Below are 20,345 nucleotides of genomic sequence, written 5' to 3' on the forward strand. Positions count from 1 at the left end.
CGGTTCCGTCGGTTGCGTTGTTCCGTAGCAACGGCAAGGGAGTGGATTTTCATCGAACTAGCCAGCATGCGGGAGCGGCAGTCCCGCCGAGGAAAAGGCCGGTTTTGGCGCTGCTGAACTTCCCCCGGACATTTCGCGGATTGATGCTGGTGCAGGTGCTGGCGGCGGCGTCGCTGGGGGCGCAGGGCTTCGCTCAGGAGACGACGGTACCGCAAGCGCCGCCTCCTCTGGCAGCGCCACCGGCTGCGGCGCCGCCGGCAGCCGCGCCACCAGCCCCAGTCGCAGCCCCGCCTGCGGCTGCGCCGTTGAAAAGACAACCAACGGACGCCGCGCGCTTTGCCGGGCAGCGCGTACGCGAGGTGCGCCTAGAAGGCGCGAGCATCGATGCGGACATCCGGCTGCGCGAAGGCATCGTGCAGCAGCCGGGCGAGATCCTGGACGCCATGAAAGTACGCAAGAGCATCCAGAATCTTTTCGCCACCGGTCGCTTCGCCAACATCCGCGCCGACGTCGAGCCGGCCACACAGGGCCAGGTGGACCTGGTGTTCGTGGCGGATGAAAACTTTTTCGTGGGACGCATCACGGTCGACGGCATCCCGCGGCACGGGCCCGCGGAAAGCCAACTGGTCAACGCCACCAAACTCAATCTGGGCGAGCTGTTCGAGCCGCAGAAGCTGACGGTCGCGATCGAAGGCATCCAGAAGGTGTTGCGGAGCCAGGGCTTCTATCGCGCGTCCGTCACCGTGGACGAGGAACGCCACGGGGCCATCCAGCAAGTGGACCTGCTCTTCCACATCGTGGGAGGTGAGCGCGCGCGCGTCGGCCAGGTGGTGTTCGAGGGCGATCCGGGCTACACCCCGGCGGAACTGATCTCGATCTCGCAGCTCTACAGCGGCGACGAAGTCACTTCCGGCAAGGCGCAGCGGGCGATGGAGCGGCTGCGCAAGAAGTACAACAAGAAGGATCGCCTCGAAGCTGAGGTCGTGCTGGCGAAGACCGAGAATCGAGCGGACAACAATACGGTGGACTACACCTTGAAAGTGCACCAGGGGCCCACGATCGATCTGCAGGTAAAAGGCGCGAGCATCAGCAAAGGGAGGCTGAAGAAGTACGTTCCCATCTATGAAGAGAATGCGGTGGACGACGACCTGCTGAACGAGGGCCGGCGCAACCTCCGCGACTACTTCCAGACCAAGGGCTACTTCGACGTAGACGTGAACTTCAAGCAGGCGCCCGGCGGGCCGGACCTGCGGCAGGTGGAGTACACCATCGACAAGGGCCCGCGCCACAGTCTCTCGGACCTGGTGATCGAGGGCAACAAGTATTTTTCCGAGGAGCTGATCCGGGAGCGCATGCTGCTGCAACCGAAGGGATGGCTGCTCTCGCATGGCCGCTTCAGCCAGTCCATGCTTTCGCGCGACCTCGAATCGATCACCGACCTGTACAAAGCCAACGGTTTCGAGGAGGTGAAAGTCAGCGCCGAAGTGCAAGACGACTATCAGGGCGATACGGGCAGGATGCGAGTGGCGATCCACGTTGTCGAAGGCCGGCAGACGCTGGTCCACTCGCTGAAGATCGTGGGCAACAACTCGGTGCCGGAGAGCCAGCTGCGCGACCTGCTCTCGACCACCGAGGGACAGCCCTACTCCGACTTCAATCTTGCGACCGACCGCGAGTCGATTGTGAATCACTACTTCAATCATGGCTTTCCCGACGTGGGTTTCGATGCCACGCCGGTGCCGGTGCCCGGCGACGCCAGCCGGATGGACGTGACCTACACCATTCGCGAGGGCGAGCCGGTATTCGTGGACCACGTGATCATCACCGGATTGAACTTCACCAAGCCTTACGTGGTGGACCGGGAACTCGAAGTGCACGACGGAGCTCCGCTCAGCCAGGCCGACATGCTGGCGACGCAGCGGCGGCTGTACGACCTGGGCATCTTCAACCAGGTGGACCTGGCGGTGCAGAATCCGGAAGGCGGAGCGCACGAGAAGAACGTGCTGTTGCAACTGACGGAAGCCAAGCGCTGGACGTTCAACTACGGCGTGGGCCTCGAGATCGCCACCGGCTCCGATCCGGGAGCGACGAACACGGTGCAGGGGCGCACGGGGGTGAGCCCGCGCGTATCATTCGACGCTACGCGCATCAACTTCCTGGGGCGCAACCACACGCTCATCTTCAAGTCGCGGGTGGGCCGCCTGCAGCAACGCGGCCTATTCAGCTACGAGGCGCCGCGCTTCCTGGGCAACGAAAACCTCAAGCTCATCTTCACCGTGTTCTACGACGACACGCGCGACGTCCGCACCTTCACCGCGCAGCGCCTGGAGGGCTCGGCGCAGATCGAGCAGAAGGTCAGCAAGATCACGACGTTGTTGTATCGGCTGACCTATCGCAGGGTAAAAGTAGATCCCAGGACGCTGGTGATCGATCCGGGGCTGATCCCGCTGTTCTCCCGGCCGGTACGCATCGGCATTCCCAGCTTCACTTACATCCGCGACAAGCGCGATGACGCGCTCGACAGCCACAAAGGGACCTACACCACGGCGGATGTGGGGGTGGCCGGCAAGTTCCTGGGTTCGGAGGCGAGCTTCAGCCGCTTCCTCATCCAGAACAGCACCTACTATCCGTTCCGCAAGAATTGGGTATTCGCGCGCTCGACCAAGGTGGGGATGATGAGGCCCTTCAGCTCCACCGATTTCATCCCCTTGCCGGAGCGTTTCTTCGGCGGCGGCGGAAACTCGCTGCGCGGGTTTGCCATCAACCAGGCGGGGCCGCGCGATGCGGAGACCGGGTTCCCGCTGGGCGGGGCGGCGATGTTCGTGAACAACTTCGAGCTGCGGACGCCGACCATCCCGCTGCCGTTCGTGGAGAACAATCTCAGCGCGGTGATCTTCCACGATATGGGGAACGTGTTCGATACGGCGGGCGACATGTGGCCGGGACTATTTCGCTCCAAGCAACCGAACCGCAGCCAGTGCGAGCTGCTCACGCTGACCACGAGTTGCGATTTCAACTACATGTCGCACGCGGTGGGTGCGGGCGTCCGCTACAAGACGCCGATCGGTCCGGTGCGCTTCGACTTGGGCTACAACCTGAATCCGCCCACGTTCCCCATCCGCAGGGAGGGGCGTTCGGACACGCTCGCGCATTTCAATTTCTTCTTCTCCATCGGGCAGACCTTCTGAGCATGAGGATGCGCCGCCGCCAACTCGCCGTGCTGCTTGCCTTCGCGGCGCTGTGCGCCAGCGCGTGCGGCGCCGAGACCATGGAGCGCATCGTGGTGGTGGTGGACAAGGGCCTGATCCTGGCCAGCCAGTGGGAGCAAAGCGTGCGCTACGAGGCGATGCTCGAGGGCAAAGACCTGCGATCGGTGACGGCGGCGGAGCGCGAACGCACGCTCGACCGCCTGATCGATCAGGAGCTGCTGCGGCAGCAGATCGCCGGCAGCACGTATCAACCGGTATCCGCGGATGAGGTGGCGGGCAAGGTGAGCGAGGTGCGGCGGCAACTGCTTCCCGGCGGCGATGACGCGGGCTGGAACGCCGAGCTGGCGCGCTACGGACTTACGGAGGAAGATGTGCGCGAGCACGTGGCGGAGCAACTCGACATCCTGCGCTACATCGAGGCGCGCTTCCGTCCGTCGATCCGCGTCGACCGCCGGACGGTCGAGGCCTACTACAAGAACACCTTTATCCCGCAGGTGCAGGCCCGCGGCGGGCAGCCACCGCCGCTGGCGCAGACGAGCGCCGGGATCGAAGAGATACTGGTGCAGCAGGGCATCGACGACCTGTTGGCCGCGTACTTGAAGAATCTGCGGGCGCAGGTGCGCATCCGCCGGATGGATGAGCCGGCGGTGAAGGAAGCGAGGCACGATGACTGAGTCCGTAAAGCCGGTTCAGCGTCGCAGCGTGCTGCGACGGGCGCTCATCGGGTCCTCGCTGCTCGCCATCGTGATCGCCGCCGGCCTTTATCTCACCAGCTCCGGCTTCCAGGACCGCGTGCGCGGCAAGCTGATCGCGGAACTCGAGCGCGTGACCGGAGCGCGGGTGGAGATGAAACACTTTCGCTGGAATCTCTCCAAGCTCGAGGTGGAGGCGACCGACGTGACGCTGCACGGCCTGGAAGGGCCGAACGAGATCCCCTACGCGCACGTGGACCGGCTCTACGCCCGCGCCAAGATCCTTTCGTTCTTCGGACGCGAGATCGGATTGCGCGCGATCACTTTCGAGAAACCGGTGATCCACATCATCGTTTTCCCCGACGGCAGCACGAATCAGCCCGTGCCCAAGGTCAAGGTGGAGAGCAACAAGAGCGCGGTCGCCCGTCTATTCGAGCTCGCCATCGACCACGCCGAGATCACCGAAGGCATGCTGTTGTTCAACGACCAGCGCATCCCCTTCGATTTCTCCGGCAACCAGGTCTCCGCCGGATTGAGCTACGCGCTGCTCGAGAAGCGCTACGACGGCTCCATCCATATCGGACAGATGGACGCCACCTACACCAACTTCCTGCCGCTGCGTTCGAACGCCGATGCGGAGTTCTCGCTGGCGCCCGACCAGGCGGAGTTGAAAGGGCTGCACTGGGCGTCGGCACGTTCGCAGATCGAGGCGAGCGGGCGGATGACGAACTTCAACGATCCGCGCATCGACCTGAGCTACAACGTGACCATCGACCTCGCGGAGATGGGGCACGTGGCGCGCCGGCCGGAGATGCGTGGCGGCAAGCTGGTCGCCAACGGGCAGGGCACCTACACGGTGGCTGATATTTCCACCGCCGGACGCATCGCGCTGCAGAACGTGGTGTGGGTGGAGGATGGATTGAATGTCCCCGGTCTGACGGCGGCGGGGGATTTTTCCGCCCAGCGTGACCGCATCGCCATCGGCAACCTCAACGGCACGATCTTCGGGGGGAGGTTTTCCGGCGAGGCCGACGTCTTTCACTGGTCGCGCGCGGCCGAGAAGACGGGCGAAAAAACGAAAGCCACGGCCGGCCAGCCGCAACGCGGCAGCGCGAACCTGAAGCTGAAGGGCATGAGCGTGGCGATGTTGTCGCAAGCGTTCTCCAGCGCAAAGCTTCCCCTGCACAAACTGCAACTGGTGGGGAACGCCTCGGGCACGGTGGATGTCCGGTGGATGGGCACTTTCCGGAATGCGGAGACGGCGGTCGCGCTGGAAGTGGCGCCGCCGGCGAATCCGGCGCCGCATCAGCTGCCGCTTACCGCGCGGGTGCACGTTGCGTACCTGGCGGCCTCGCAGACACTGCAGGTGGCCGACCTGCAGCTGGCCACACGCGGCACGCGCCTAAACGCGGCCGGAGCTTTGGGATCGGAGACGGCGCGCTTGAATGTGGCGCTGACCACCACCGACCTCAGCGAGTTCCAGCCGGCGTTGACGGCGATGCGCCAGGGCAGCCAGTTGCCGGTGGAGGTGAAAGGGCGCGCGCGATTCAACGGCCGCGTCTTCGGGAAGCTGGCCGCGCCGAGCCTGGCCGGCCATCTCGAGCTCGCTGACTTCGATACGACGATCGAGCTGCCGCAGAGTGTGGTTCCGCCGGCCGCGGTGCAAGCCGGGGCTCGGGCGCCAGGCGCGCCGCTCGCCGCGCCGCTTTCCGCGCCGCTCTCTGCATCCCAACGCGCGCCGACGGCGAAAGAGGCTTCGATGCGAGAGAGAGCGCAGACGGTCGCGGCCGGCAGCGCCGGCAATAATCCCCCGCAAAGTCCGCGCAGCACACGTGTGCATTGGGACCTGTTCACCGCCGACGTGGAATATTCTCCCGCGCTCGTCGCGATACACCGCGGAGTGCTGACGCGTGGGGCAGCCAAGGTCAATATCGACGGCAGCGCGCAACTGTTCAAGGGAAGTCTCACCGAGAAGTCCCGGTTCGACACGACGCTTCACATCCGCAACGCCGACGTGCACGCCCTCGAGACACTCGCCGGGTATGACTATCCCGTGACCGGGACGCTGGCGGGCGACATCCAGGTGGCGGGAACGCAGAACGACATGCGCGGCACGGGCAGCCTGCGGCTGGAGAATGGCTCGATCTATGGCGAGGCATTCAAATCGTTGCGCTCCGAGGTGCGCATGGCGGGCAGGGAAGCGCAGTTGCAGAACATGGTGCTGGCGCACAACGGCGCGCGCATCACCGGCAGTGCGGCGTATGACCTGGGCGCAAAGAGCTTCCGCTTCGATCTGCGAGGCACGAGTTTCGATGTGGCCAACTTCCAACAGTTGCAGTCCTCGCGCCTGACGACGGAAGGCAAAGCCGACTTCACCGTGCAAGGCTCGGGCACAGTGGACGCGCCGATCATCAATGGGACGTTGAATATCCGCGGCCTGGTGATGAATGGCGAGCCGGCCGGCGACGTGGAAGCGAAAGCAACCACGCGCGGCGCCGACATGCACCTGACGGCGCGCTCGCGCTTCGAAACGGCGGAGCTGTCGGTGGACGGCGACGTCCGGCTGCGCGGCGATTTCCCGGCGCAGTTGACCCTGCACTTTGCGCGCTTCGACATCGACGCGCTGTTGCGCGCCTATCTGCAGGGCCGCGTGACCGGGCACTCGCAGACGGCGGGTACGGTGGAGCTGCACGGTCCGCTGAAGCAGCCTCGGCTGCTCAACGTGACCGGAACGATCGACCAATTCGCCGCCGAGATCGAGAAGGTGAAGATCGCGAGCGATGGGCCCATCCGCTTCGCCATGGCGGACCAGGTGTTGCGCATCGATCAGTTACGGCTGGTGGGCGAGCAGACCGACCTGACCGCTAACGGCACCATCGGACTTGCGGGCGCGAAGGAGTTGAACCTGCGCGCCGCCGGGCACGTGAACCTGAAGCTGGTGCAGACGCTCAACGCTGACCTGCTGGGCTACGGCGAGACCACGATGGAGCTCGCTATCGGCGGCACGTGGCAGAGACCGGCGCTGCAGGGGCGCGTCGAGATCAAGCAGGCGGGCATCTCGTTCATCGACTTGCCCAACGGATTGAGCGACATCAACGGCTCACTCGTGTTCACCGAAAACCGTTTGGAGGTGGAGAAGCTCACCGCGAAAAGTGGTGGCGGTCTATTGGAGCTCGGCGGCTTCATCAGCTACGCCAACGGGATCTACTTCAACCTGACGGCGGCCAGTGGCGACATCCGGTTGCGTTATCCGCCGGGCATCAGCGCGTTGGCGAATGCCGACCTGCGGTTTGTCGGGACGACGGCCAACTCGCTGCTTTCCGGCGACGTGACCATCACGCGCTTCGGGCTGAATCCGCGCTTCGATTTTGCGCTCTACCTGGCGCGCAGCAAGCAGCCGCCCGCCATGCCGCGGCCGGATTCGGCGCTCAACAATCTGCACTTCGACGTGCACATCATGTCCACGCCCGAGCTGCAGGTGGAGACCTCGCTGGCCAAGCTCTCCGGCAACGTGGACCTGCGGTTACGCGGCACGGCGGTGCGTCCCATCGTGCTCGGCAAGGTCAACGTGATCGAGGGTGACGTGTTCTTCAATGGGACGAAGTACCACCTCGAGCGCGGCGACATCACGCTCACCAATCCGGTGCACATCGAGCCGGTGCTCAACGTGGAGGCAAGCGCGCGGGTGCGCGACTACGACATCACCATCGGATTCCACGGCACACTCGACAAGCTGAGCACCACGTACCGTTCGGATCCGCCGCTGCCTACCGGCGACGTGATCGCGCTGCTGGCGCTGGGCCGCACCCAGGAAGAAGGCATGCTGCAACCCGGAGCGCAGCAAAACCTTACCGAGGTGGCGTCGAACGCGCTGCTGGGCCAGGCGATCAACGCGACCATCAGCAGCCGCGCGCAGAAGCTGTTCGGCCTCTCGAGGATCAAGATCGATCCGCAGGCGGGCGGACCGGAATCGAACCCGCTGGCGCGCGTGACCATCGAGCAACAGGTGAGCGATAAGGTCACGCTGACCTACATCTCGAACCTCACGCAGTCGGCCCAGCAGGTCATCCAGATCGAGTACAACGTGAACCGCAACGTCTCGATCGTGGCAGTGCGCGACCAGAACGGCGTTGTCGGCTTCGACATCAAACTGCGACAGCGCAAGCGCTAGCAGCGCGATGCGGCGCGTCCGAGCGGGCTTGTGTTAGGCTGCCCGTTTACCGGCCGCGAGACTTCGCATCCAAGCCGGTCGCTTCAGCATCTTACCTATTAACCATTCGGTTAAAGCAATCACCGAGCAAGGAGAGCAGCGATGTTGACGACAGTAAGACGAGTGCTGGCGCCGGCGCTGCTGGCGTTGCTGCTGCTGGCGATCCCAGCGGCGGCTAAGAGCGGCAACACCAGCGACGGTCCGCTACAGCAGAAGGTGCAGCAGGAATTAGGCAAGAAGAAGCAGTGGAGCAACGTACACGCCACGGTGGCCGACGGCGTGGTCACGCTCACCGGCACGGTCAAGACCTATGCCGACAAGCAGAGGGCGGAGCACAAGGCCGAGCACACCGACGGCGTACGCGCGGTGGTGAACCAGATCGTGGTGGATGCAGGTTCGGCATCCGACGAACAGCTATTCCAGACCATCGCCGACAAGCTGCGTTATGACCGCGTGGACCAGGGCCTGATCATGGGCGTGAACCGCAACGTGACGGCCGGAAACACGTTCAACAACTTCAACATCGACGTGAAGAACGGCGTGGTGACGATCAGCGGCAACGCGCGCACCGACACCGACGCCGCATCCGCCGTAGCGCTGGTGGAGAACACGCCGGGAGTGAAGGACGTGATCGACAACATCGAGATCGCGCCGGCTTCCATCATGGATGACCAGTTGCGCATCCGTGTAGCGCGCGCGCTATACGGAGATCCGGTGCTGTCGAAGTACGCGATGGATCCGCAGCGGCCGATCCGCATCATCGTGGAGAACGGGCATGTGACGCTCGACGGCATGGTGCTCAACGAGATGGATAAGAACGTTGCCGGGATCCGGGCGAATGGGGTCTCCGGCGCCTTCAGCGTGAAGAACAACTTGATGGTCGCCAATCAGCAGCCGAAGTAAGCACGGCGGGCTTTCGGTTGGTTTCAACCCCAGGCACAGCAGCAATGCTGTGCCTCTTTTTTGCGGGCGGTACAATCGGACTTAGCCATGTTGCGCGACCTGAAGACGACGCTCGAGATGATCAAGTGGGAGCACTCCGTCTTCGCGCTGCCCTTCGCGCTGACGGCGGCGATGCTGGCCGCGGGCGGCTGGCCGCGGCCGGCGCAGCTGGCGTGGATCGTGGTCGCCATGGTCGCTGCCCGCTCGGCGGCGATGGCCTTCAATCGCCTGGCTGACGCGGAGATCGATGCTGCCAATCCGCGGACGGCTACGCGCGCGTTGCCGGCGGGTCAGTTGAGCAAGCGCTTCGTCGCGTTTTTCGTCATCGTCGCCGCCGCGGCGCTGATCCTCGCTGCCGCACAACTCAGCCGGCTCGCGCTTTATCTTTCGCCGGCGGCGCTGGCCATCGTGTTGCTCTACTCCTACAGCAAGCGTTTCACGCGCTGGTCGCACATGGTGCTGGGCCTGGCGCTGGGCATCGCGCCGGCGGCGGCGTGGATCGCGATCCGCGGCGCGCTCGACCCACGCATCCTGGTGCTCACGGCGGCGGTCACCTTTTGGGTGGGCGGGTTCGACATCCTGTACTCCTGCCAGGACTACGATTTCGACTGCCGCAACGGACTACATTCCGTGCCGCGCTTCTTCGGCATCCGGAACGCGCTCTGGATCGCGCGCGGACTGCACCTGGCAATGATTGCACTGCTGGTCGCGCTCGCGCTGCTCTTCCACCTGGGGACGATCGCCGCGGTGGGGATCGCGCTGGTCGCGGCGCTGCTTGCCTACGAGCATTCGCTTGTTTCCGCCCACGACCTCAGCAAGCTGAACGCGGCTTTTTTCACGACAAATGGAGTAGTGTCCATCGTGTTCTTCGTATTCGTGGCCGCCGACCTATTGTTGCGGCGCTGAGAAAACTGCTGCGCGGGCGGTGCAATCCGTCCTATAATCCCGCCGAGCGAGCGCAAGTGAAGCACGAGCCGGAATCGTGACCGCCGTCCCTGTGGGCCCAGCCCGCGGGGATTCGTTTTTTTGGCTGCTTGGGCGCGCTTAAAGGAGAGTCAGACGCGATGCGAGAACGTGGAACGGTGAAGTGGTTCAACGCGACCAAGGGTTTTGGATTCATCCAGCGCGAGCAGGGAGGCGACGTGTTCGTCCACTTCTCCGCCATACAGGGTGACGGCTACCGCTCGCTCAACGAGGGCGACGCGGTCGAGTTCGACGTTACCGAAGGGCCCAAGGGATTGCAGGCGGCCAACGTCGCGCGGCTCTAAGCGGACGTGATGCCGAGACGCCGGGGCCGCGCGCTCCGGCGTTCGTGTTCCGGGACGGGCTTGAGCGTTCAAAACCGCTGCGGGCCGCCTCTGATAGACGTAGGTTATGATGGACAAGTGATGTCCCACGCTGACACATCGAAGACGCACGTCTTCCAGACGGACGACGCACGGTTGCGGCCGATTGCCGAGAAGGTGCTCGCGCGCGAGCGGCTGACGGCGGAAGACGCGCTGGCGCTCTATCGTTCGGGGGACATCCTGGCCATCGGCTGGCTGGGAAACCAGGTGCGCGAGCGGATGCACGGCAACACCACATACTTCAATGTGAACCGGCACCTCAATCCCACCAACGTCTGCGTGGCGGCGTGCCGGCTCTGCGCCTTCGGACGCAAGCAAGGCTCCGAGGGCAGCTACACCATGGCGCTCGAAGAGGCGTGGGAGACGGCAGCTTCCGGATACAGCGAGGCGGTGACGGAGTTCCACATCGTGGGCGGGCTGCATCCGGACCTGCCCTTCCAATACTTTCTCGATCTCATCCGCGGACTGAAGGAGCGCTTTCCGCAGGTGCACCTGAAAGCCTTCACCATGGTCGAGGTGGCTTACCTGGCGAAGCGGGCGAAGCTGAGCATCCGCGAGACGCTGGTGCAGATGAAAGAAGCGGGCGTGGATTCGCTGCCCGGCGGCGGCGCGGAGATATTCATCGACCGCGTGCGGCGCGTGATCTGCGACCACAAGATCGATGGTGACGAATGGCTTTCCACCGCGCGCACCGCGCACCAGATCGGCCTGAGATCGAACGCCACCATGCTCTACGGACACGTGGAGAACGAGGAAGACCGCGTCGACCACCTGATCAAGCTGCGCGCGTTGCAGGATGAGACGGGCGGGTTCCAGACGTTCATCCCACTGGCCTTCCATCCCGACAACACGCCGCTGCGCCACTTGTGGAAGACCACGGGGATGAGCGATATCAAGCAGATCGCTATCGGCCGCCTGGTGCTCGACAACTTCGCGCACATCAAGGCGTACTGGCAGATGCTGACGCCAAAGATCGCGCAGATCGCGCTGCGTTTCGGCGCCGACGATCTCGACGGCACGGTAATCGAAGAAAAGATCTATCACGACGCCGGCGCCACCACGCCGCAAGGCATGACGAGACAGGAGCTCACCCGTCTGATCCGTGAGGCCGGCCGCGAACCGCTCGAGCGCGACACGCTGTATCGTCCGGTGACGCGCACCGAGACCACTCTGACCGTGGGCGTTTAGCGCGCACGGACCTTTGCGATCCTACCTTTCGCGGGCGCGACGAGGTGGGACATCCAGCAATCAGCCGCGCGGTTCTTGAAGCATTCCAGCCGCCGCCCCGCTCACAGCCGTTTAACGATTGCAAGGAACTTATTTCTTTTTCACGCCCACAAAAGAGCCAACCTGCTTGATTTCCGCTTGCGTCTATATACGCAGGAGTAAAATTCCCGGAATGTAGAAGTGAGCCGGCCGGAGCAGGGGCTGACCATCGCCGTCCCGAGGCTGCCATGAACCAGCACATCAGCTACAAGACCGCCAAGACCCCCGACGTCGAGCACGAATTCCAAACCCAGATCCAGAAGCTTGCGCGCAGACTGCAAGTCTTCCGTCCCGAGCTGGTCCATCTGCATGGGCTGGTGGAGCAGAACTCGGCGCGTGAGGGGACGGTCGTCGCGCTCGACCTGCGCATCCCTTCCGGCGAGATCGCCAGCAAGGAACATGGAGCGCCGCCGACCGCAGCGGTGAAAGCGGCGTTTGCCGAGCTGCTGAAGCAGCTGGCGCGGCACATGGAGCAACTGCGCAGCCAGCGCAAGCGACGCGGCGCCAAGCAGGTGGCGGGCGTGCCTTTCGAGGAGACGGTGGCGGCGGTGCACGCGGCGAGAGTCTCGAACGGCGACGTGAACCACTGGGTGGACGCGAACCTGGACCGGCTGGAGCGCTTCATCGCGCGTGAGCTGCGCTATCGCGAGAATATCGGACGCCTGCGCCGCGGCGAGCTAGCGCGCGAAGAGGTGCTCGACGAAGCCATCGCCATGGCGTTGAGCGATGGGGACGAAAAGCCGGAGATGGTCTCACTCGAACGCTGGCTCTATCGTCACGCCATCCGGGCGATCGAGCGGCTGGCACGCGAGGACAGGTCGACAGGGAACGTGCACCTCGAAGAGTCGGTGCGCAAGCCGAACGTGCGCGCCTCCGACGAACCGCAACTCCAGTTCCACCAGCCCGACGAGATCATGGTGGAAGAAACGGTGATCGCGGACCGCAGCGTGGCCACGCCGGAAGAGATCTTCTACTCCGAGGAGATGATCGCGATGATCGAGACCGAGCTGATGGGGGCGAAGCCGGAAGAGCGCGAAGCGTTCATCCTCAGCGCGATCGAGGGTTTCACCATCCGGGAGATCGCGGCCATCGCGGAGAAGCCAGCGAGCGCGGTGGAAGCGGACGTGCGGGGAGCGCTCGCACATTTGCGCAAAGGGCTGCCGGCGTCGACACCATTGCGCGAGATATTGCTGCATCCGAAGATCGCTTGACGCGGTTTTATCTGTCGCCCAGCGCAGACGTCGTGACGCTCTGAAGTCCCACCGCTTTCCCAGCCAGCCCGAGGAGGCCTGAATGATCACCCGCGAGGAGCTTCGGACGTTGACAGAACTGGAGGTCGCGCCAGCGGCGGCGATCAGCTTCTACTTCCAACCGCAACGGCCACAGAACAAATCGCATCGCGAGGAGGCGATCCTGGTGAAGGACCTGGTCCGCGATGCGCTGCGGACATCGGAGCGCGAGCGCGGCAACGGCGCCGGCTCGGTTCGGGCCGACGGTGTCCGTGCAGATCTGGAGCGGATCCTTGCGATGGCCGAGCAACTGCACGGGAACCACGCGCGCGCGAAGGCGGTATTCGCCTGCGGCGCGAAGGACATTTGGCAGGAGTTCGATCTGCCGGCGCGGCTGCCGCGGACGCAGCTCATCGTGAACTCGCGCTTCCACGTGGCGCCGCTCGCGCTACTGCTGGAGGGCAACGAGCGCCGCTGCCGCATCGCGCTGGTGGACCGCGAACGCGCGCGCAGCTTCGATCTGTATCAAGGCGAGATCAGCGAGCGCGCCGCCTTTGTGGACGCCATCCCGCGGCGTGTCCGCAGCGATGGTTATGCCGGCTACGAGGCGGGCCATCGCGAGCGCCACGTGGACAACGAAGCCATGCACCACTACAAGCACGTCGCCGAGCAATTGCAGGCGCAGGCGCTGGCCGGCGCGTTCGACCTGCTGCTCATCGGCTGCCACAACGAGAATCGTTCCGAGATCGAGCCACACCTCTCGGCCCCGCTGAAGCAGCGGCTGCTGGGATGGTTCGTGGTGGACCCGGCGGTGGCGAGCGCGGAGCAGGTACGCGAGGAGGCGGAGCGCAGGCTCGAGGAATCGCGGCTCTCCGAGCAGGAGGGGCTGGTGCGCGAGGTCATCGGCGAGGCGAGCCGGAACGGCCGCGGAGCGCTCGGCCTCAAGCACGTGTTGGATTCGCTCGAGCGCGGCGAGGTGCAGCGGTTGCTGCTGGGCGATAGCTTTGCCGCCACCGTGGCCGAGTGCAGCAACTGCGGACATCTCGACACGCGCATGGTGCGCAATTGCGCCATCTGCGGCAAGCCCACGCACGAGCTCACGGACGTGACCGATGGGCTGGTGCTGCGTGCTCTGCGTGACGGCGTGCAGTTGATCCGCATCGCGGGCGACGAGGAGTTCGAACGCGCCGGGAACATCGCGGCGCTGTTACGCTTCCGCGCCGACCAGAACACGGCCCAGAAGCTCGCGGGGTAGGACCCCGATTCGCCACGGAGACACGGAGACGGGGCAAGCCCCGGCTCTACCAAGCCGTGATCGGCCGCGGAACAAACCATCAGGGGCCACCTTGCCGGTGGCCCTTCTTCATTTACACTTCGTCGGTCCAAAGATCCTCACGGGCTAAAGATCAAAGACCAACGACCGGAGGAACAACAGCCATGTCCATCTCACGCCGCGATTTTCTCGCCACCACCGCCATGACCTCCGTCTCGCTCGCGCTGGCAGGGCAGCAGCCCGGATCGTCTGATAAGCCCGCCGGCAAGCAGCCGGCGGCGACCGGGAAGCGTCCGGTGATCATCTGCAAGACCACCGGCAACCAGGCCATCGACGGCGCTTACCAGATGCTGCTGCGCGGCGGCGACACGCTCGATGCCGCGCTCTTCGTCTGCAAGGCGCAGGAGGACGATCCCACGGACGATTCCGTCGGGCTCGGCGGGCTACCCAACGAAGACGGCGTGGTCGAACTCGATGCCTGCTGCATGCATGGGCCGACGCGGCGTGCAGGCGCGGTGGGCGGCGTCCGCAACATCAAGAACGTGTGCCTGGTCGCGAAGGCGGTGATGGAGCGAACCGGCCACGTGATGCTGGTGGCGGAAGGCGCCGAGCGCTTTGCCGTGGCCGAAGGGTTTCCGCGGGAGAACCTGCTCACCGACCGTTCGCGGCGCATCTGGCTGCTGTGGAAAGAGACGATGTCCGACCGTGATTGGTGGGGGCCGGGACTGGCTTCGCCGGAGTGGAAGTATCCGGCGAGTGCACCCCAGGCGACTGCACCACAGGCGGCTGTGCCACCGGCGGGCGCGTCGGGCGCCGATGTATGGCAACAGAAGCTCGAGCGGATGCGCGAGGTCGCGACGCGCGTGGGCATTCCCGAGGCCGAGCAGATGGAGGCGATCCGCAAAGTGCTGCATCCGCCGACCGGGACGATCCACGTCTCGGTGGTGAACGATAAGGGAGAGATGTCGGGCGCGACCACGACCTCAGGACTGGCTTGGAAACTTTCCGGACGTCTTGGCGATTCGCCCATCATCGGCGCCGGCTGCTACACCGACCAGGACGTTGGGTCCGCCGGCGCGACCGGCTCGGGAGAAGAGAACATCAAGGTCGCGGGCGCGCATTCCATCGTGGAGAACATGCGGAAAGGGATGTCGCCGCAGGAGGCGGGCCTCGAGGTGCTCGGCCGCATCGCGCGCAACTACAACAACGACTGGAACAAGCTGCGCTTCATCGACATGGTGTATTACATCCTGCGCAAAGACGGCGGCTACGCCGGTGTTTCCTTCTGGAGCCACTCGGAGAGCGGCGCACGGCGCAAGTTCGCCGTGCACGATGGCAACAAGCGCGTCGAGGAGACGGTGGCGGTCAAGCAGGGGAGCGGCATCGATTGGCCTCCCGCGCCGGCGCTGCCGAAGGTGGCAGCGGCGCGCTGAGTCCGGGTCACGGAGTGAGATGCGCAAAAAATCAGGCCTCCCTCGCGGGAGGCCTTTGATGATCAGCCCTGAAATCAGAACACAAGCTGCGGCTCGAGGGCGTCTCGCCTACGAGAACCGCACCTTCACGTCCGGCTTCTTGGCCAGGTGGATGGAATCGACGAAGCGCACCTTGCCGCTATCGAGCGTCATGACCAGGGAAGAGGTGCGCGTGCCCTCGCCGAAGAAACGGACACCCTTCATCAGCGTGCCTTCGGTCACGCCGGTGGCGGCGAAGATGATGTGCGTGCCCGGAGCAAGGTCTTTCGAGGTGTAGATCTTCTTCTTGTCCTTGATGCCCATCTTGGCGATGCGGGCTTCGAGTTCGGGAGTGTCGATGACCAGGCGCGCAAAGATCTCGCCATTCAAGCAGCGCATGGCGGCGGCGGTGATCACGCCCTCGGGCGCGCCGCCCGTTCCCATGACCGCGTGGACGCCGGTGCCGACCACGGCAGCGGCGATGCCGGCGGAAAGGTCGCCGTCACTGATGAGCTTGATGCGCGCGCCGGCGGTGCGAATGTCGTCGATCAGCCTCTTGTGGCGGTCGCGGTCGAGCACCATCACGACCAGGTCTTCCACGCTGCGATCTAATCGCTTCGCTATGGCTTTGAGATTGTCTTTCACGGGTGCGTCGAGGCTGACGACGTCTTTGCAGGAGGGTCCGACGACGAGCTTTTCCATGTAGCAGTCGGGCGCGTGGAGTAAGCCGTCTTTTTCGGAAGCCGCGAGCACGGTGATGGCATTGGGCGACCCGGTGGCGCACAGGTTGGTGCCCTCGAGCGGATCCACAGCGATATCGACCTCGGGGAAGGCCGCGCCCTCGCGCCAGCCGGCGCCGACTTTCTCGCCGATGTAGAGCATGGGGGCCTCGTCGCGCTCGCCCTCGCCGATGACGATGGTGCCGCGCATGGGCACCGAATCCATGGTGCCGCGCATGGCTTCGGTGGCGGCGTGGTCCGCGCCCTCGCGGTCGCCCTGTCCCATGGTGTGAGCGGACGCGATGGCGGCATCTTCGACCACGCGCACGAACTCGAGCGCGAGTTCGAACTCGAGGTTCTTGGCGAAACCGTTCGTGTCTTTATTCTTGTGCTTCACGTCTTTGCGCTTCACGTCCGCAGCCGTGGTCATGATCTTCCCGGCCTCGAAATCTCTTTTGCTAAAAGGCATGAGGTTTGCTCGGGCTCAAAAAGCGTCTATCCCGGTTATCTGACTTCCGATGATCAGCGTGTGGATGTCGTGCGTGCCTTCATACGTCTTCACCGACTCCAGGTTCATCATGTGGCGCATGATGGGATAGTCGTCGGCGATGCCATTCGCGCCCAGGATGTCACGCGCCATGCGAGCGCACTCGAGCGCCATCCAGATGTTGTTCCGCTTGGCCATCGAGATGTGGTAGTGCTGCGACTTGCCCGCATCTTTCAGGCGTCCGACCTGCAGCACCAGCAACTGCGCCTTGGTGATCTCACTGATCATCCAAGCCAGCTTCTCCTGCACCAGTTGGTGAGATGCGATGGGCTGGTTGCGGAACTGCTTGCGCTCCTTGGCATACTGCAGCGCGGTGTCGTAACAGCTCATCGCCGCGCCGATGCCGCCCCACGCGATGCCGTAGCGCGCCTGGTTCAGACACATGAGCGGCGACTTGAGCCCGCCGGACTTGGGCAGCAGGTTGGATGCGGGGATCTTCACGTCTTGCATGGCCAAGCCCGACGTTACCGAAGCACGCAGCGACCACTTGCCGTGGACGTCGAAAGCGCTGAAGCCGGGGCGGTCGGTCTCGACGATGAAGCCGCGGACCTTGTTGTCCTCATCTTCGACCTTGGCCCAGATGATGGCGATGTTGGCGATGGAGCCGGAGGTGATCCACATCTTCTCGCCATTGAGCACGTACTCGTTGCCCACCTTCTTGGCTTTGGTCAGCATGCCGCCGGGGTTCGAGCCGAACTGCGGCTCGGTCAGGCCGAAACAGCCGAGGATCTCGCCCTTCTGCATGCCGGGCAGGTATTTCTGCTTCTGCTCGTCGGAACCGAACTCATAGATGGGATACATGCAGAGCGCGGACTGCACGCTCACGAAGCTGCGGATGCCCGAATCGCCGCGCTCCAGCTCCTGCATGACCAGGCCGTATTCCACGTTGGACATGCCGGCGCAGCCGTATCCCTTGAGCGAGGCGCCGTAGAAGCCCATCTCGCCAAAGGGTTTGATGAGCTCCTTGGGAAAGCGGCCGTCACGGTTGCACTGCTCGATGATGGGGATGAGGTTGTCTTCGATGAAGTCGCGCGTGTTGTTGCGGACCAAGCGCTCGTCATCACTGAGCAGGGAATCGAACTCGATGAAGTCCACTCCCTTGAACTTGAATGCCATGGATTTTCTCTTAGAAGTGCGGATCAGCCGCTTGCTGCCAGCGCGGCGGGAGATTCAGGAAACTCAACAACTTATCAGGCGGGGAGCGGCAGGGTCAACGCCGGCGCTATCGGGAGCGTTCGCTCATCGCCGCGACGGCCGGCTGCCGGGCCAGTGCGTCCGCTTGATCCGGGCCGGCGACGAGACGCATGACTGCGTATCCCACGAGCACCAGCAAGGCGTAGACGGCGGCATCGGCGAGGATGGGGGCGATGCCCGGCGCGAAGGTCATCCAGCGGGGGAAGGTTGCGGCGATCCAGTAGTCGCGCGGCGGCCCGATGATCACTATCACCAAGAGGCACACTGCCAGACCGCGTTTTCCGAAACGGCGGACCACTCGCCAGAGCAGCAGGTAATCGGGCGCGCACGACACGACGAGGCTGAGCCAGAAGAGCAACTGGAACTGCCAGGAGCCGGCCATCGGCACGTGCCACCAGCCGCGAGCCTCACCGAGCGCGACTGCCAACATGGCCACAAGTCCGAAGACGGCTCCGCCGGCGACGGCTCCGAGGATGCGGCGCGCCCGGGCCCGGGTGAGATAGGCCACAACGACGAAGAAAACAAAATAGAAGGCAAGTATGAGGAGGAGGTCACGTAACGTCATGCACCCTCCCGACCTTGCCTTCGAATGCAGTTGCGCAAAATTATTGCAGTGCGATCTTGTCGACCTTAAGCGTGTTGTCCTTGTTCAAGCTGCCGGTGACGGCGACCTTCCAGTCTTTGTCGTGCTCGGTGGCGGCGATGAACTTTTTCGCCGAGTCGTTGGACGCCTTGTCGAACTTGATGAGCTTGTTGTCGGCGGTGAGCACGGCGTAGCCGCTCTCTTCGCATTCTGCCATCTGCAGGCACTTCTTGGAGTGCTTGGCGCCGAAGTCCGCTTTCGGCTTCTCGATGTTCTCGCTGGCGCAGGCGACGTCGACGAGGTGGCCGTTGATGGTCTGTGATTTGGCGGCGGATTTGTTATCGGCCGCGAAGGCCAGTACGGCGAGGGTCAGAACGAGCGTCAGAACGAACGAGGCGCCCAGTATCCGGTTTTTCATGCAGCTCTCCTTGGATGGATGAATGTTTGCTTGATCACTGCCTTGAGACGGGCAAGCCCCGTCTCTACCATGGCTTGAAGCTACAGCATAGATGTTACACGCCGTGGAAGGTAACAACTTCCGGCCACGTCATGTAGAATCGTATTCAGCCGGCGAGTGATCAACTACCCGTTTTGCTCCCGTAAAAATCCTTACGTCTCGCAGGTGAGGGACGACTGTGTCAGGAGAACAGCAATGGCCAAGGTCGCGAAGACTGCCGACCGCAAGAAAGAGATGGACACGACCAAGTCCACCGACTGCCCCAAGTGCAGCAAGCCGACCCGCATCGTCAAGCGGATGAAGGACCGGGAGCGGAACATCCCGGGCGGGATCTACATCTCGTGCTCGGGTTGCGATTTCTTCGAGAAGCTCTAAATTTGTGGGGAACGATAAAGGCGCGCCTCGGCGCGCCTTTTACTTTGGGTGTGCGAGCTGGGGTGCGAGCTGGGGTGCGAGCCAATGGGTGCGAGCTATGCCCCAGCGATCTCAGCCAGGATCTCCTTCGCGGCCTTGCCCGGGTCGGCGGCCTCGGTGATAGGGCGTCCGACGACGAGATAGGTCGCGCCCGCCTTGATCGCCTGCGCCGGGGTCGCGACGCGCGCCTGGTCGCCCTGGGCGGCGCCCGCCGGGCGGACGCCGGGGGTGACGATGGCGAAGCCCTCACCCAGCTCGCGGCGCAACTCGGCGACCTCTGCGGGAGACGCGACCACGCCGCCGCATCCAGCGGCGCGGGCGAGGGCGGCGAGACGCAGGACCTGGTCGAGGGGACGTCCGCTGACGCCGATCTCGGCGAGGTCTTCCTCTCCCATGCTGGTCAGGACGGTGACGGCCAGCACGAGGGGCTTGGCCTTTGGATTGGGGGCGCTGGCGGCTGCCGCTTCGGCGGCCGCGACTGCAGCCGCCATCATTTTGGATCCGCCGGCGGCGTGGACCGTGAGCATGGTCACACCGAGGTCGGCCGCGGCCTTGACCGCTCCGGCTACGGTGTTAGGGATATCGTGGAATTTCAGGTCGAGGAAGACCTTGCGGCCTGAGCTGAGGAGGTCGCGGACGGCGCGGGGCCCTTCGGCCACGAAGAGCTGCTTGCCGACCTTGTAGGTGGTGGCGCTCTCTCCGACTGCCCCGACGATGCGCTGGGCGTCGGAGACGGTGGCAACGTCGAGGGCGACGATGAGCCGGTCGGCGGGGGAGAGAAGCGTCATTGGCGCAGACCTGATTGGCGTAGAC

The 20,345-nt window shown here is 64.2% G+C and carries 16 protein-coding genes; 11 read left to right on the top strand and 5 right to left on the bottom strand.

What is annotated here, in order from left to right; all coding sequences use genetic code 11:
* The first annotated feature begins 104 nt into the window (after positions 1-104).
* The 10 genes from bamA (at position 105) to M3P27_06105 (ending at position 15,600) form a co-directional block, all read left to right on the top strand.
* Positions 105-3,188 (top strand): outer membrane protein assembly factor BamA, encoded by a 3,084-nt coding sequence (bamA, locus tag M3P27_06060; protein MDP9267875.1) that lies wholly within the window; start codon positions 105-107, stop codon positions 3,186-3,188.
* A gap of 2 nt (positions 3,189-3,190) precedes the next feature.
* The gene (locus M3P27_06065) at positions 3,191-3,883 is read left to right on the top strand and encodes a SurA N-terminal domain-containing protein (GenBank protein ID MDP9267876.1); all 693 of its coding nucleotides are present in this window, start codon (positions 3,191-3,193) and stop codon (positions 3,881-3,883) included.
* On the top strand, positions 3,876-8,072 hold the full coding sequence (locus M3P27_06070) for a translocation/assembly module TamB domain-containing protein (protein ID MDP9267877.1): 4,197 nt from the start codon (positions 3,876-3,878) through the stop codon (positions 8,070-8,072). The genes M3P27_06065 and M3P27_06070 overlap by 8 nt, the downstream gene beginning before the upstream one ends.
* Positions 8,073-8,213: 141 nt before the next feature.
* Positions 8,214-9,014 carry a BON domain-containing protein gene (locus M3P27_06075; GenBank protein MDP9267878.1) on the top strand — a complete coding sequence of 267 codons (801 nt, stop codon included), beginning with the start codon at positions 8,214-8,216 and terminating at the stop codon, positions 9,012-9,014.
* A gap of 87 nt (positions 9,015-9,101) precedes the next feature.
* Positions 9,102-9,959, top strand: coding sequence for a putative 4-hydroxybenzoate polyprenyltransferase (gene ubiA / locus M3P27_06080; GenBank protein MDP9267879.1), 858 nt, complete (start codon positions 9,102-9,104; stop codon positions 9,957-9,959).
* 158 nt (positions 9,960-10,117) lie between these two features.
* Positions 10,118-10,321: a cold-shock protein gene (locus M3P27_06085; GenBank protein MDP9267880.1), complete on the top strand. Its 204-nt coding sequence runs from the start codon at positions 10,118-10,120 to the stop codon at positions 10,319-10,321.
* Positions 10,322-10,441: 120 nt separating this feature from the next.
* Positions 10,442-11,587 (top strand): aminofutalosine synthase MqnE, encoded by a 1,146-nt coding sequence (mqnE, locus tag M3P27_06090; protein ID MDP9267881.1) that lies wholly within the window; start codon positions 10,442-10,444, stop codon positions 11,585-11,587.
* A 266-nt stretch (positions 11,588-11,853) separates the two neighbouring features.
* Positions 11,854-12,876 (top strand): sigma-70 family RNA polymerase sigma factor, encoded by a 1,023-nt coding sequence (locus tag M3P27_06095; GenBank protein ID MDP9267882.1) that lies wholly within the window; start codon positions 11,854-11,856, stop codon positions 12,874-12,876.
* An 82-nt stretch (positions 12,877-12,958) separates the two neighbouring features.
* The gene (locus tag M3P27_06100) at positions 12,959-14,149 is read left to right on the top strand and encodes a hypothetical protein (GenBank protein MDP9267883.1); all 1,191 of its coding nucleotides are present in this window, start codon (positions 12,959-12,961) and stop codon (positions 14,147-14,149) included.
* A 182-nt stretch (positions 14,150-14,331) separates the two neighbouring features.
* Entirely contained in the window at positions 14,332-15,600 is a 1,269-nt protein-coding gene (locus M3P27_06105; protein MDP9267884.1) for a N(4)-(beta-N-acetylglucosaminyl)-L-asparaginase, read from the top strand.
* A 108-nt stretch (positions 15,601-15,708) separates the two neighbouring features.
* Here M3P27_06105 and glpX read toward each other — a convergent pair whose 3' ends face one another.
* From glpX to M3P27_06125, 4 genes are all read right to left on the bottom strand, one after another.
* The gene (glpX, locus tag M3P27_06110) at positions 15,709-16,806 is read right to left on the bottom strand and encodes a class II fructose-bisphosphatase (GenBank protein MDP9267885.1); all 1,098 of its coding nucleotides are present in this window, start codon (positions 16,804-16,806) and stop codon (positions 15,709-15,711) included.
* A gap of 15 nt (positions 16,807-16,821) precedes the next feature.
* Positions 16,822-18,000 carry an acyl-CoA dehydrogenase family protein gene (locus M3P27_06115; protein MDP9267886.1) on the bottom strand — a complete coding sequence of 393 codons (1,179 nt, stop codon included), beginning with the start codon at positions 17,998-18,000 and terminating at the stop codon, positions 16,822-16,824.
* A gap of 106 nt (positions 18,001-18,106) precedes the next feature.
* Positions 18,107-18,643, bottom strand: a complete 537-nt coding sequence (locus M3P27_06120) for a hypothetical protein (GenBank protein ID MDP9267887.1) — start codon at positions 18,641-18,643, stop codon at positions 18,107-18,109.
* A gap of 40 nt (positions 18,644-18,683) precedes the next feature.
* The gene (locus M3P27_06125) at positions 18,684-19,079 is read right to left on the bottom strand and encodes a hypothetical protein (protein ID MDP9267888.1); all 396 of its coding nucleotides are present in this window, start codon (positions 19,077-19,079) and stop codon (positions 18,684-18,686) included.
* Positions 19,080-19,313: 234 nt separating this feature from the next.
* On the opposite strand from M3P27_06125, the gene M3P27_06130 reads away from it, so the two are divergent.
* A complete protein-coding gene (locus M3P27_06130; protein MDP9267889.1) occupies positions 19,314-19,493 on the top strand; it encodes a hypothetical protein in 180 nt (59 codons plus the stop codon).
* A gap of 95 nt (positions 19,494-19,588) precedes the next feature.
* On the opposite strand, the gene pyrF is transcribed toward M3P27_06130, so the two are convergent.
* The gene (gene pyrF / locus M3P27_06135; protein ID MDP9267890.1) at positions 19,589-20,320 is read right to left on the bottom strand and encodes an orotidine-5'-phosphate decarboxylase; all 732 of its coding nucleotides are present in this window, start codon (positions 20,318-20,320) and stop codon (positions 19,589-19,591) included.
* Positions 20,321-20,345 lie beyond the last annotated feature (25 nt).

It is taken from the genome of Acidobacteriota bacterium (genome assembly GCA_030774055.1).
In the GTDB taxonomy this organism is placed as follows: Bacteria; Acidobacteriota; Terriglobia; order Terriglobales; family Acidobacteriaceae; genus JACPNR01.